This window comes from Holophagales bacterium, from assembly GCA_016719485.1.
Classification (GTDB): domain Bacteria; phylum Acidobacteriota; class Thermoanaerobaculia; order UBA5066; family UBA5066; genus UBA5066.
This window is the reverse complement of record JADJZB010000004.1, coordinates 151,448-163,977: the sequence shown is the minus strand read 5'-3', so window position 1 is coordinate 163,977 and position 12,530 is coordinate 151,448. Positions and strand designations below refer to the sequence as shown.

At 69.0% G+C, this 12,530-nt stretch carries 12 protein-coding genes; 1 reads left to right on the top strand and 11 read right to left on the bottom strand.

What is annotated here, in order from left to right; genetic code table 11:
• Nucleotides 1-21 precede the first annotated feature (21 nt).
• Genes IPN03_03745 through IPN03_03695 form a run of 11 tightly spaced genes read right to left on the bottom strand, consistent with a single transcriptional unit; the run spans nt 22 to nt 11,792 of the window.
• The gene (locus IPN03_03745; GenBank protein ID MBK9372844.1) at nt 22-678 is read right to left on the bottom strand and encodes a redox-sensing transcriptional repressor Rex; all 657 of its coding nucleotides are present in this window, start codon (nt 676-678) and stop codon (nt 22-24) included.
• A gap of 50 nt (nt 679-728) precedes the next feature.
• A complete protein-coding gene (locus IPN03_03740) occupies nt 729-2,183 on the bottom strand; it encodes an NADH-quinone oxidoreductase subunit N (protein MBK9372843.1) in 1,455 nt (484 codons plus the stop codon).
• Nucleotides 2,184-2,211: 28 nt separating this feature from the next.
• Nucleotides 2,212-3,765, bottom strand: coding sequence for an NADH-quinone oxidoreductase subunit M (locus tag IPN03_03735; protein MBK9372842.1), 1,554 nt, complete (start codon nt 3,763-3,765; stop codon nt 2,212-2,214).
• A gap of 6 nt (nt 3,766-3,771) precedes the next feature.
• Complete coding sequence (gene nuoL, locus IPN03_03730) at nt 3,772-5,886, bottom strand: NADH-quinone oxidoreductase subunit L (protein ID MBK9372841.1); 2,115 nt, start codon at nt 5,884-5,886, stop codon at nt 3,772-3,774.
• Nucleotides 5,887-5,899: 13 nt separating this feature from the next.
• On the bottom strand, nt 5,900-6,205 hold the full coding sequence (gene nuoK / locus IPN03_03725) for an NADH-quinone oxidoreductase subunit NuoK (GenBank protein ID MBK9372840.1): 306 nt from the start codon (nt 6,203-6,205) through the stop codon (nt 5,900-5,902).
• A 34-nt stretch (nt 6,206-6,239) separates the two neighbouring features.
• Entirely contained in the window at nt 6,240-6,755 is a 516-nt protein-coding gene (locus IPN03_03720; protein MBK9372839.1) for an NADH-quinone oxidoreductase subunit J, read from the bottom strand.
• A gap of 13 nt (nt 6,756-6,768) precedes the next feature.
• Entirely contained in the window at nt 6,769-7,803 is a 1,035-nt protein-coding gene (gene nuoH / locus IPN03_03715; GenBank protein ID MBK9372838.1) for an NADH-quinone oxidoreductase subunit NuoH, read from the bottom strand.
• The gene (locus IPN03_03710; GenBank protein MBK9372837.1) at nt 7,800-9,512 is read right to left on the bottom strand and encodes a (2Fe-2S)-binding protein; all 1,713 of its coding nucleotides are present in this window, start codon (nt 9,510-9,512) and stop codon (nt 7,800-7,802) included. The genes nuoH and IPN03_03710 overlap by 4 nt, the downstream gene beginning before the upstream one ends.
• The gene (gene nuoF, locus IPN03_03705; GenBank protein MBK9372836.1) at nt 9,512-10,879 is read right to left on the bottom strand and encodes an NADH-quinone oxidoreductase subunit NuoF; all 1,368 of its coding nucleotides are present in this window, start codon (nt 10,877-10,879) and stop codon (nt 9,512-9,514) included. The genes IPN03_03710 and nuoF overlap by 1 nt, the downstream gene beginning before the upstream one ends.
• Nucleotides 10,876-11,433, bottom strand: coding sequence for an NADH-quinone oxidoreductase subunit NuoE (nuoE, locus tag IPN03_03700; protein MBK9372835.1), 558 nt, complete (start codon nt 11,431-11,433; stop codon nt 10,876-10,878). Before nuoE ends, nuoF begins: the two co-directional genes overlap by 4 nt.
• Nucleotides 11,430-11,792: an NADH-quinone oxidoreductase subunit A gene (locus IPN03_03695; protein ID MBK9372834.1), complete on the bottom strand. Its 363-nt coding sequence runs from the start codon at nt 11,790-11,792 to the stop codon at nt 11,430-11,432. Before IPN03_03695 ends, nuoE begins: the two co-directional genes overlap by 4 nt.
• Before the next feature lie 111 nt (nt 11,793-11,903).
• Here IPN03_03695 and IPN03_03690 point away from each other — a divergent pair, with 111 nt between their 5' ends.
• Nucleotides 11,904-12,524 (top strand): glycosyltransferase family 2 protein, encoded by a 621-nt coding sequence (locus IPN03_03690; protein ID MBK9372833.1) that lies wholly within the window; start codon nt 11,904-11,906, stop codon nt 12,522-12,524.
• Nucleotides 12,525-12,530 lie beyond the last annotated feature (6 nt).

Genomic DNA, 12,530 nt, shown 5'->3' with positions numbered 1-12,530 from the left:
CGCCCGTCCTTCCTCCCGCCCTCAGCCGCCGGCGGGCGTCAGCTGAATCGCGAGCGTTTCGAGGGACAGCGTCAGGTCGACGTTCTTCACCGTCGCCCCGGCGAACGGCCCGACGGTCGCCGGGGCGAAGTTCAGGATCCCGCGTACCCCGGCCTCCGCGAGCGCCCTTGCCGAGCCCTCGGCGTCCTCGGCGGGCACGGCGAGAACGCCGATCTCGGCTCCCAGCCGGGCGACGGTCTCTCGCAGCGTCCCGGTGTGGAGGATCGGGACCCCCGTCCGCGACTTTCCGCCCACCTTTCGCCCGTCGACGTCGAAGAGAGCGTCCACGCGGAACGATTCCCCGTTGAAGTTTCTCGAGTCTGCGAGGGCCTGCCCGAGGTGCCCGGCGCCGACGATGACGACCACCCGGACCCGGTCGAGCCCCAGGATCGCGCCGAGGCGGGCCCGCAGGTCGGCGACCCCGTAGCCGACGCCGCGGACACCGAACTCGCCGAGGTGCGCGAGGTCCTTGCGGATCTGGGCGGCATTCACGCCGAGGCGCTGGGCGAGCCCGGGCGAGGAGATCGTCTCGACGCCCTCGGCCTCGAGGACGCCGAGGCTGCGCAGGAGCAGCGAGAGGCGGTGGGTCGCGGCCTCGGAAAGCCCCTCCCGGCGAGGGCGGGAGGCCGCCGAGGTCACGGGAGAGCCTCCCGCGGCTCTCCCGTCTCCATGGGCGGCACGCGCATCGGTCAGCGGGGGAGAGACTGGACGGCCGCCCGGGCCATGTCCAGGAGCGGCCGGGGGAGGACGCCCAGGACGAGGATCGCCGCCGTGAGGAGGATGTAGGCGGCCCCGGAAAGGACGTCCTCCTGGGGAGCGGCGACCTCGCGGCTCGGCTCCTTCATCCAGAGGTAGTAGACGACCCTCAGGTAGTACCCCGCCGAGACGAGGCTGCCGAAGATGCCGACGAGGGCGAGCGTGAACAGGCCCGCGTCCACCGCGGCGCGGAAGACGAGGAGCTTCCCGATGAACCCGACCGTCGGCGGCAATCCCGTGAGGGAGAGCATCGCGAGGGTGAGCACCGAGGCCGCGAAGGGGCGCTGGCGTCCCATCCCGGCGAGGTCGGCCAGGGGGTGGGGCTCCTTCTCTCCGTTCGAGAGCGCGGCCACCGCGAGGAACGCGGCGACGTTCGTGGCGAGGTAGCCCGCGAGGAAGACGAGCGTCCCCTCGAACGCCGCACCGTCGAAGGTCGCGAGCCCGATGGCGACGTACCCCATCTGGGCAATGCCCGAGTAGGCGAGCATCCGTTTCAGGTCACGCTGCGCGAGGGCGACGATGTTCCCGAAGAGGATGGAGAGGATCGCCAGGATCGAAAGGAGCGGGCGCCACGGCTCCCCGAGGCCGGCCGGGGCGAGCGTCGACAGGACCTTGATGGCGACGACGACGGCCGCGGCCTTCGGCGCCGTCGAGAGGAACGCGACGGCCGGCGTCGTCATGCCCTGGTAGACGTCGGGGGCCCAGGCGTGGAACGGAACGAGAGCGATCTTGAACGCGAGGGCCGAGAGAATGGCGAGCAGCCCGATCTGCAGCATCGGGTCGGAGAAGCCCTCGCCATTGGCGAGCGCGCCCTTCAGGGTCGTCAGGCGCGTGGAGCCGAGCCGCCCGTAGACCGTGGCGAGGCCGTAGAGGAAGAAGGTGGACGCGAAGGCGCCCATCAGGAAGTACTTCATCCCCGCCTCGGTCGCCTCGGGGACGTCCCGGTACCAGGCCGCCATCACGTAGAGGGCGATCGACATCATCTCGAGGCCGATGAAGACGACGAGGAGGTCGTTCCCCTTGACCATGAGCATCAGGCCCGCGGCGGACCAGAGGAGGAGGGCGTAGAACTCGCCCTGGTTCCTCTTGTCGCGCGAGAGGAGGGCGTCGGCGCCGAGCGTGGCGAGGGCGACGGCCGCGAGCGCGAGGAGGTCGACGAACCGGGTCAGCTCGGAGCCCTCGATGGCTCCCGCGAAGGCGCTCCCGGGCGCGTAGCCGCCGAGGAAGTTCGCCGCCGCCACGCCCGCGAGGGTGATGTACGGAAACGCGGGACGCAGGCTCCGGGCGAAGGCGTCGAGCAGGACGAGCGCGATCCCCAGGACGCAGAGGAAGGTCTCGGGGCCGACCGTGGCGAGGTCGGCGGGGGAGACGTGAAGGAAGCCGGTCACGTTCAGCAGCTCCTCTCGGCGGCGGACGTCACGGGACCATCCGGACGGCCGCGATCTGGACGACCGTCTCGACGGAGTTGCGGACGAGGTCGAGGACCGGCTGCGGCCAGACCCCCAGGACGACGACGAGGACGATCATCGGAAAAGCCGCGGCGAACTCCCAGGCGTTGATGTCGGTGAGCCCGAGGTTGGCCTTGACCCGGTTCGGTCCCCAGAAGACCTTCTGGGTGAGGGTGAGGAGGTAGATGGCGCCGAGGATCAGGCCCGTCGCCGCGATCGCGGCCCAGACGACGTTCGCCTTGAAGACGCCGGCCAGGATCAGGAACTCGCCGACGAAGCCGTTGAGGCCGGGCAGGCCCACCGACCCGAGCATGGCGATCACGAACAGGGTCGTCGTGACGGGCACCTGCGAGGCGATGCCGCCGTAGTCGGCCATCTCCCGCGTGTGGCGCCGCTCGTAGAGGACGCCGACGAGGAGGAAGAGAAGCCCCGTGGTCAGGCCGTGCCCGACCATCTGCATCACGGCTCCGGAGACGGCGGTGACGTTTCCCGCGAAGATCCCGAGGACGACGAGCGCGAGGTGGCTGACCGACGAGTAGGCCACCAGCTTCTTCATGTCCTTCTGGGCCGCAGCGACCCACGCGCCGTAGACGACGCCGATCAGGGCGAGGACGGCGATCAGGGGCGTGTAGCGGACGGCCGCCCCGGGAAAGAGCGGGATCGCGAAGCGGAGGAGGCCGTACGTCCCGAGCTTCAGGAGGACGCCGGCGAGAATGATCGAGCCTCCCGTGGGCGCCTCGACGTGCGCGTCGGGGAGCCACGTGTGGAGCGGCCAGAGCGGGACCTTCACGAGGAAGGCGAGGGCGAAGGCCCAGAAGAGAAGCGCCTCCTGCGTGCCCGTCAGGCCCCAGACGCCGGAAGAGGCAGCCGGGATCCACTCGAGAAGCGAGAACGTCAGGATGCCGGTCGTCCGGGCGTGGACGCCCGAGGCGAAGAGGATCCCGACGAACATCAGGAGCGACCCGGCGAGCGTGAAGAGGACGAACTTCATCGTCGCGTAGATGCGACGCTTGCCGCCCCAGATCCCGATGATGAAGTACATCGGGACGAGCATCACTTCCCAGAAGACGTAGAAGAGGATCGCGTCGAGGGCGACGAGGCTCCCGATCATGCCGGTCTCGAGGATCAGGAACGCCGCCACGTACCCGCGCAGCTTCGGGATCGACTGCCCGAACGAGAAGACGAGCACGAGAAGCGTCAGGAGCGTCGTGAGGACGACGAGAACGAGCGAGAGCCCGTCGACTCCCATCAGGTAGCGGATTCCGAAGCGGGGGATCCACGGACGGTCGACGAGGAGGGGCCGGAAGGCCTCCAGCCCGGCGATCGCCGGGTTGAACTTCTGGAGCACGGCGACCGAGACGGCGAACGTCGCGCCGCTCGCCAGGAGCCCGACGGCACGGATGGCGTTCTTGGCCTCGTTCGACAGGAAGAGGAGGACCAGCGCCCCGAGCGACGGCAGGAAGACCAGCGTCGTCAGGATGTCGGCCCCGAGCCACTGGATGGAGGTGCTGGAGTCGAGCATGCTCTCCTACCGCAGGAAGACGTAGAGCGCCAGGGCGAGAACGCCGAGCGTGAAGCTCAGCGCGTAGTTACGGACGTTGCCGGTCGTGAAGAAGCGGACGAGGTCGCCCGTCAGCTCGACGAGGAAGGCGGATGCGTTGACGACGCCGTCGATGACGAGCGAGTCGAAGCCGCGCCAGAGGAAGGTGCCGATCTTCCGGAAAGGGCTGAGGACGCCCGCTTCGATCCCCTCGTCGACGAACCACCGGTTCTCGACGAGGCGGCCGAGCACTCCCGTCTTCATGTAGAAGGCGTTCGCCGGAACGCTCGGCACCTGTGCTGTGGCGCCCGCGGAGCCGTACCAGCGCCAGGCGAGGACGATCCCGGCGAGGGCGACGGCGACCGAGAGGCCCATGAGGATCCACTCGGTCAGGTGGGTGACGTGGTGCGGGTGCGCCGTTGCGAGAGAGGGGGCGAGGAACGCCATGAACCGGTTCGAGCCGCCGATCGCCTCGGGCACCCCGAGGAAGCCGGCGACGACCGAGAAGAACGCCAGGACGACGAGGGGGACGGTCATCGTGGCAGGGGACTCGTGGACGTGCTCGTCGGCGCCCTTCGGCCCCCGGAAGGTCCCGAAGAAGGTCATCCGCGCGAGGCGGAACATGTAGAAGGCCGTCATGCCCGCCGTGAAGAGGCCGACCGCGAAGAGGACCGGGTGCCCTGCGCCGAACGCCGCGCCGAGGATCTGGTCCTTCGAGAAGAAGCCCGCCAGGGGCGGGATCCCGGCGATGGCGACCGTGGCGAACATCATCGTGAGGAAGGTCTTCGGGATCCGCTGCCTCAGGCCTCCCATGGCCCGCATGTCCTGCTCGTGGTGCATCGCCATGATGACCGAGCCCGAGCCGAGGAAGAGGCAGGCCTTGAAGAAGGCGTGGGTGAAGACGTGGAACATCCCCGCGCCGAACGCGCCGACGCCGCACGCCAGGAACATGTAGCCGAGCTGCGAGACGGTGGAGTAGGCGAGGACCTTCTTGATGTCGTTCTGGGCGAGGCCGATCGTCGCGGCGAGGACCGCCGTGAGGGCACCGATCCAGGCGACGAGCGTCATCGCGTCGGGGGCGAGGACGAAGACGGCCGAGCAGCGGGCGACGAGGTAGACGCCGGCCGTGACCATCGTCGCGGCGTGGATGAGCGCGGAGACCGGCGTCGGGCCGGCCATGGCGTCGGGGAGCCAGACGTAGAGGGGGACCTGCGCGCTCTTGCCGACCGCGCCGAGGAAGAGGAGGAGGCAGACGGCGTAGACGCTGAGCGGCGCGTTGCCGTTCATCGCCCCCTGCTTCGCCAGGTCGACGAAGGAGAAGTCCATCGTCCCGAAGAGGGCGAGGATTCCGAAGATCCCGAGGACCATCCCGAAGTCGCCGATCCGGTTCGTGACGAACGCCTTCTTGCCGGCCTGGTGGGCGAAGTCCTTGTCGTAGTAGTAGCCGATGAGGAGGTAGGAGCAGAGGCCCACGCCCTCCCAGCCGATGAAGAGCACCGGCAGGCTGTTGGCCAGGACGAGCGTCAGCATCGCGAACATGAAGAGGTTCAGGTAGGCGAAGTAGCGGCCGTACCCTTCCTCGTCCTGCAGGTAGCCGACGCTGTAGACGTGGATGAGCGTCCCGACGAACGTGACGAACGACAGCATCATGGCCGACAGCGCGTCGAGCCGGAACGCGACGTCGATCGTGACGTGCCCGGCCGCCATCCAGCGCCAGGCGGTCTGGATCACGGGCGCGAGGCCCCCTTCCGTGGCGAGGGAGCCGGCGACGTAGGGGACGAGGTTCGCGAACGCGACGACCGTGGCGAGGCCGACCGCGAGGACGCCGACGACGCCGTGGAACAGGCGTTGCCAGTAAGGGAGGAACGGCCCGGCGGGACCGTGCCCGTGACCGTGGTCCCCGTGGGCGTGGTCGTCGTGGCCGTGCGCGTCGACGTGGGCGTCGCTCCCGTGCCCGTCGTGTCCGTGGTCGTCCGGGTGGGCGTCGCGCCACTCGGCGGTGGCCTTCGCGGCCCGGCGCCACCCGCAGAGGAGGGCGACGAGGCCGTTCAGGAGGAACCCCGCGAGCGGGAGGGCGGGGATGAGCCAGAGGGGGAGCGTCATGGCGTCGTGTCCCTCACCACTTCAGCAGGCTGAGCCGGTCGACGTCGATCGTCCGCCGCGCGCGGAAGAGGGCGACGAAGATCGCCAGGCCGACCGCCGCCTCGGCGGCGGCGATGGCGATGACGAAGAAGACGACCATCTGGCCGGTCGCGTCTCCCCGCATCCGGGCGTAGGCCAGGACGAGGAGGTTGACGGCGTTCATCATCAGCTCGATGGAGAGGAACATCGAAAGCGTGTTCCTCTTCAGGAGCGTCCCGGCGAGCCCGATGACGAAGAGGATCGTCCCGACCGCCAGGTAGGCGTTCAGGGGGACGGTCATCGGGACGACGGCGTTCATCGCGGCGCCCTCCATCTCAGTCGAACCTCCGCTTGGAGAGGATGAGCGCGCCGACGGCCGCGAGCAGGAGCAGGACGGAAAGAGCCTCGAAGGCGAGCAGGTAGTCGGAGAAGAGGAGCCGGCCGAGGATCGGGATCTCGTCCGTCGCGACGCCGATCGGGCCTCCGGCCGGCGGAACCGGCGGGGCCCCGGCCTTCAGCGTCACGCCGAGGAGGAGGCCGCCGATGGCGACGACCGCGACGAGGCCGAGGATCCTCTGGATCGGCCTCTCGTCGTGCCCCTCCGCCTCCTGCGTGAGGTTCAGGAGCATGACGACGAAGAGGAAGAGGACGAGGATGGCGCCGGCGTAGACGATCACGAGGAGCGCCGCGATGAACGGCGCGGCCAGGAGGACCGCGAGGACCGCGAGCGCGAAAAAGGCCAGGACGAGCGAGAGGACGCTCCTCACGGGTGTCTTCACGACGACCATCGCGAGGGCGGAGGCGATCGCGAGCCCCGAGGCGATCGCGAAGACGACGAGCTCGAGCGACATCGGCTTCAGTCCCTCATTTCGCGGCGACGAACGCCGCCACGACGATCAGGTGGAGGAAGGAGAGCGGGAGGAGGACCTTCCAGCCCAGGTCCATCAGCTGGTCGTACCGGAAGCGGGGGAGCGTCCAGCGGACCCAGATGAACAGGGCGATGAACGCGAGCGTCTTCGCGAAGAAGACGGCGATCGAGGCGAGGGCTCCCCAGACCCCGGCGAACGCGATCCCCGGGAGCGACCACCCGCCGAAGTAGAGCGTCACCACGAGGCCCGAGGCGGCGATGATGTTCGCGTACTCGCCCATGAAGAACATGCCGAACTTGAAGGCCGAGTACTCCGTGTGGAAGCCGGCGACGAGCTCGGCCTCCGCCTCGGCGAGGTCGAACGGGAGCCGGTTCGTCTCGGCGAAGACCGCGATCAGGAAGATCAGGAACCCGACGAACTGGGGCACGACGTTCCAGACGTGCGCCTGCTGCCACTCGACGACGGCGGGGAGGCGGAGGGAGCCGGCGACCAGGAACGTCGCGGCGGCCGCGAAGCCCATCGAGAGCTCGTAGCTGATGATCTGGGCCGAGGCGCGCAGGCCCCCCATCATCGAGTACTTGTTGTTGGACGACCAGCCGGCCAGGACGATGCCGTAGATGCCGAGCGAGGAGAACGCGAAGATGTAGAGGATCCCGATGTTGACGTCGGCGATGATGAGCGGCACGTTCCGGGTGACGCCGCCGATCGTGACGTCGAGCGGCGCGCCGAACGGGATGACGGCGAACGTCACGAGGGCCGGCATCATGGTGATCCAGGGCGCCAGGTTGTAGAGGAACTTGTCGACGTAGAGCGGCGTGACGTCTTCCTTCATGAAGAGCTTGATCACGTCCGCGACGGCCTGGAAGAGGCCGAAGGGTCCGACCCGGTTCGGGCCGGGACGGTCCTGGATCATCCCGGCGCCGCGCCGTTCGGCCCAGACGAGGTTCGGGAGGAGGGCCGCCAGGGCGATGGCCCAGACGAGGAGGATCTTCGCGATCGCCGCGACGACGGCGAACGTGGCGTCGCTCACTTCTCTCCTCCGGCCACCGAGGTCACTGCCGCCGCGGCGGCATCCGCGAGGATCTCGGCGGGGTTCGAGAGGCGCCTCTCGAGCAGGACGTCGTAGGCCGAGGTCGGGGAGACCGACGCGTCGCTCCCGGCCACGGCCGGGGAATCCCACCCGAGCCCCGCGTACCCGGGCACGGTGCCCTTCATCAGCTCGAAGACGGACTTCGCCGTCCACTGCGTGTCGAAGACGCCCCACCTCTTTCCGAGGTGGAGGAGGACCTCGAGGTCGGTCCTCACGATCGGCGGCGGGACGATGGCGAGCTGGAACCGCTGGACGAGCCCCAGGACGTTCACGAACGTCCCTTCCTTGCCGGCCAGGCTCGTGACGGGCAGGAGGATGTCGGCGGCATCGGTGAGGAGGTTCGTCCGCCTCCCGTGGACGACGAGCGTCTTCGCCCGGCGGAGCGCGTCGACGAACTTCGGGTCGGCGACGCGGGAGGTGAACTCGGCGTCGGCGACGTAGAGAACCTCCGGCGTGTAGGACCCGTCGAGGAGGCGGGCGAGGGCCGAGCCCTTCCCGGCGCGAGCCACACCCGCGGCCTCGGCACCGCGGGAGTTCGGCGCGGCCTCCTTCCCGACGAGCCAGCCGCCCGGGACGGAAGGGTTCTTGATCTTCCGCTCGGGACCGAGGTCGGCGTGGAACTCGACGTGCGCGGCGCCCACGGTTCCCTTGAAGAGCTGCGCGAGGAGCCAGCTCTCTTCCGTGGAGAGGCGGGCCGAGCCGAGGACGAGGACCGAGGAGGGGTCCTTCGCGACGGCGGCGTCGACGGCAGCCTTCACCGCGTCGAGCGCCTCGCCCCAGTGGGTCTCGCGGGCCTTCCCGCCGCTCCGGAGCACGGGGCGGGTGTGGTCGTTGCCGTTCAGCTCCTCGGCGCGGAAGCGCCCGTAGTCGCACATCCAGAAGTCGTTCACGGCGAGGTTCACCCGCGGGAGGAACCGGTAGACGGCCCGGTCGCGGTGCTCGATCGAGATGTTGCAGCCGATCTCGCAGCCGTCGCAGACCGACTTCGCCTTGTCGAGCCACCAGACGCGCTTCCTGAAGCGGAACTCCTTGGTCGTCAGGGCGCCGACCGGGCAGACGTCGGCGGCGCAGGCCGACCACTCGTTGTCGAGCGCCTTGCCCTCGTGCGTCCAGACGAAGGCGTGGCCGCCCCGTTCGATCAGCGAAAGCTCGCCGGTGCCGGAGATCTCGTTGCAGAACCGGATGCAGCGCGTGCACTGGATGCAGCGCGTCATGTCGGCGATGACGTGGGGGCCGATGCTCGTCCGGTCGTAGCCCGGGAACTGGCGGCGGGGCTCGACCGTCCGCGAGACGGGGAGGCCGGCGGCCACGGCGTTGTCCTGCAGCTTGCACTCGCCCGCCTGGTCGCAGATGGGGCAGTCGAGCGGGTGGTTGATGAGGAGGAACTCCATCGTCGCGTTGCGGGCGGCGAGGGCCTTCTCCGAGCTGGCGAGGACGACCATCCCGTCGCGCACGGGCACCGTGCAGGAGGCCTGGATCTTCGGGACCCCCTCGATCTCGACCATGCACATCCGGCACTGGCCGACGATGGAGAGGCGCGGGTGGTAGCAGAAGTGGGGGACGTCGACCCCGGCCGCCCGGCACGCCTCGAGGACGTTGGCGGTGCCGGGGACCTCGACGGTCCGTCCGTCGACGGTGACCTTCGCCATCAGGAGTGCATCCCTTCCGCCGTCCGCTCGGCCACCTTCGAGGTGATCCCGGCCGCGGCAGGCTGCTCGAAGCCCGGCGCGGCGGACTTCGTGACGTACGCCTCGAACTCCTCGCGGAACTTCGGGATGGCCGAGAGGACCGGCGCGATCGCCGCGTCGGCGAAGACGCAGATCGTCATGCCGTTCCCCATCTGCCCGGCGACCTGGAGGAGCATCTCGACGTCGGCCTTCTTGCCCTGACCGTTGACGATCCGCTTGAGCATCTTGTGGAGCCAGGGCGTCCCTTCGCGGCACGGCGTGCACTGCCCGCACGACTCGTGAGCGTAGAACTTCGCGATGTTCGCGACCGCTTTCGGAATGTCCGTGGTCTCGTCCATGACGATGATGGCGGCCGAGCCGAGCATCGACTTCGCGGCGGCGACGCCGTCGAAGTCGAGCGGGACGTCCATCATCTCGTCGCCCGTCAGCATCGGGGCCGAGGAGCCGCCCGGAATGACGGCCTTCACCTTCCGCCCGCCCCTCATCCCCCCGCACATCGCGAGGAGCTCCCGGAACGGGATCCCCATCGGCGCCTCGTAGACGCCCGGCTTCACGACGTGGCCGGAGACGCAGTAGAGCTTCGGCCCGGTGTTGCGCTCGTTCCGGCCGATTCCCTTGAACCAGTCGGCCCCGCGGTCGAGGATGTGCTTCACGCAGCAGAGCGTCTCGACGTTGTTGACGACGGTCGGGGCGTTCCAGACGCCCGAGACGGCGGGGAAGGGAGGCTTGATGCGCGGGTGGCCGCGCTTGCCCTCGAGGCTCTCGATGAGGGCCGTCTCCTCGCCGCAGATGTAGGCCCCGGCGCCGCGGTGGACCGTGATGTCGAAGTCCATTCCGCTGTCGAGGACGTTCTTCCCGAGGAGCCCGGCGGCGTAGGCCTCGTCGATGGCGGCGTTCAGGATCTCGGCGCCGTGGACCATCTCCCCGCGGATGTAGATGTAGGCGTGCTTCACGTCCAGGGCGAAGCTCGCGAGCATCATCCCCTCGAGGATCTGGTGGGGGTCCTTCTCGATGAGGATCCGGTCCTTGAAGGTCCCGGGCTCCGACTCGTCGGCGTTGCAGAGGAGGTAGACGGGCTTGTCGCCCCTCTTCTCCTTCGGCGGGACGAAGGTCCACTTCATTCCCGTCGGGAACCCGGCGCCGCCCCGGCCCCTGAGGCCCGAGGCCTTGACCAGGTCGGTCACCTTCGCCGGGGTCCACTCGCCCGTCTTCGAACCGGCGAGGACCTTCTTCCACGAGGCGTAGCCCCCGTCGGCGACGTAGGTCGCGAGGGCGCAGGAGTTCTTCTTCCCGAGGCGGGCGGAGAGGACGGGCTGGAAATCGCTCATTTCAGCTCGGAGAGGAAGGCGTCGAGGTTTTCGAGCGTGATGCGCGCGTGGTCGTCGCCGTTCACCATGACGGCGGGCGCCTTGTCGCACTGGGCGAGGCACTCCACCTCGACGACCGTGAACTTCCCGTCGGCCGACGTCTGGCCCGGCTTCAGGTCGCCGAGCTTCCTGCGGCAGGCGTGAAAGACCTCCTCCGCGCCGTTGAGGTGGCAGGAGATCGAGGTGCAGACCTGGATCAGGTGTTTCCCGACCGGGGCCCGGTTGTACATCGTGTAGAAGGTCACGACGCCCCAGACGAAGGCCGAGGAGAGCCCGAGGCGGGTGGCGACGTAGTCGACCGCCTCCCGCGAGATCCAGCCCCACTCTTCCTGGGCGATCCAGAGCGTGGGCAGGAGCGCGGCCTGCTTCGTCGGGTAGCGGGTCAGGAGCTTCTCGAACCGGGCCTCGGCCGCGGGCGAGAAGGAGAGGGCCTTCCCGCAGGAGAGCGCCCCGTGCTCGCCGACGGGAGGCTGTCCGGGAAGGGTGTCCACGGGTGTGTTCGCGCCGCCGCTCATTCCCAGTCGAACGCTCCCTTCTTCCAGAGGTACGCGTCCGCGAGGGCCAGGACGGCGAGGAAGACGACCATCGGCCAGAAGACCACCCAGCCGCCCTCGTCGAGGACGGTGGCCCACGGCCAGAGGAAGCCCGTCTCCACGTCGAAGAGGATGAAGACCATCGCGACGATGAAGAACTTTACGGATATCCGCTTTCGGCTCTCGTCGAGGAGCGGCAGGCCGCTCTCGTAGGGGCCGAGCTTGCGGAGGGTGCGGACCTTGCGGCCCATCACCCCGTTCAGGAACAGCAGAGCGGCCCCGATGATGGCGGCCGCGGTGAGCATGAGGAGGATGGGGAGGAAGGCGGAAGGTGTGCCCATGAGGCGCTCGTGCTAATTTTCACAAAGTTGCGGGGCACGTCAACTCCAGAAAGCGCTTTTCGGCCCGCCGCGCTCGTCGCCGCGTTTCAGTGCGAAACGTGGGTCGGTGACGTGGTAAGGGGACTCCTCCGGCACGTTCCGGAGGTGCTCGTCGTCGACGACGGGAGCGAAGACCGCACCTCGGAGGTCGCCCGGGAGGCGGGCGCGAAAGTTCTGCGCCGCGAGAGGAACGGTGGTAAAGGGACGGCCCTTCGGGACGGCCTTGCCCACCTCCTCGAAGCGGACTGGACCCACGTCGCATTCGTCGACGGGGACGGCCAGCACGACCCCGACGACCTGCCGGTGCTCCTCGACGCCGCCCGGAGGGGGGCCGACTTCGTCATCGGCTCGCGCCTGGCCAATCCCGACGGCATGCCGGCGAAGAACCGCCGGGCGAACGAGATGGGAGACAAGGTCCTCTCCCGCATGACCGGGCTGCCCGTCGAGGACGGCCAGTCGGGATTCCGCCTCCTCTCGACGGACCTCCTCCGCCAGTTCCGCCTCACCGCGAGCCGGTACGCCATCGAGAACGAGATGCTCATCCGCGCCTCGCGGCGGCTCCGGAAGTTCGAGGTCGTTCCGATCCGGTCGATCTACAACGGGGGGCCCCGCCACTACCGGCCGTTCCGCGACACGTGGGTCACCTCCTGGCTTTCGGCCCACTACAAGACGACCGGCTCCGACGAGTCATAATTCGGC

Excerpts from the sequence above, each read along its gene's own strand:
- IPN03_03720 (MBK9372839.1), bottom strand. The coding sequence starts at position 6,755 with ATGTCGCTCGAGCTCGTCGTCTTCGCGATCGCCTCGGGGCTCGCGATC.
- nuoF (MBK9372836.1), bottom strand. The coding sequence starts at position 10,879 with ATGAGCGATTTCCAGCCCGTCCTCTCCGCCCGCCTCGGGAAGAAGAAC.
- IPN03_03735 (MBK9372842.1), bottom strand. The coding sequence starts at position 3,765 with ATGCTCGACTCCAGCACCTCCATCCAGTGGCTCGGGGCCGACATCCTG.
- IPN03_03695 (MBK9372834.1), bottom strand. The coding sequence starts at position 11,792 with ATGGGCACACCTTCCGCCTTCCTCCCCATCCTCCTCATGCTCACCGCG.
- IPN03_03710 (MBK9372837.1), bottom strand. The coding sequence starts at position 9,512 with ATGGCGAAGGTCACCGTCGACGGACGGACCGTCGAGGTCCCCGGCACC.
- nuoK (MBK9372840.1), bottom strand. The coding sequence starts at position 6,205 with ATGACCGTCCCCCTGAACGCCTACCTGGCGGTCGGGACGATCCTCTTC.
- nuoL (MBK9372841.1), bottom strand. The coding sequence starts at position 5,886 with ATGACGCTCCCCCTCTGGCTCATCCCCGCCCTCCCGCTCGCGGGGTTC.
- nuoE (MBK9372835.1), bottom strand. The coding sequence starts at position 11,433 with ATGAGCGGCGGCGCGAACACACCCGTGGACACCCTTCCCGGACAGCCT.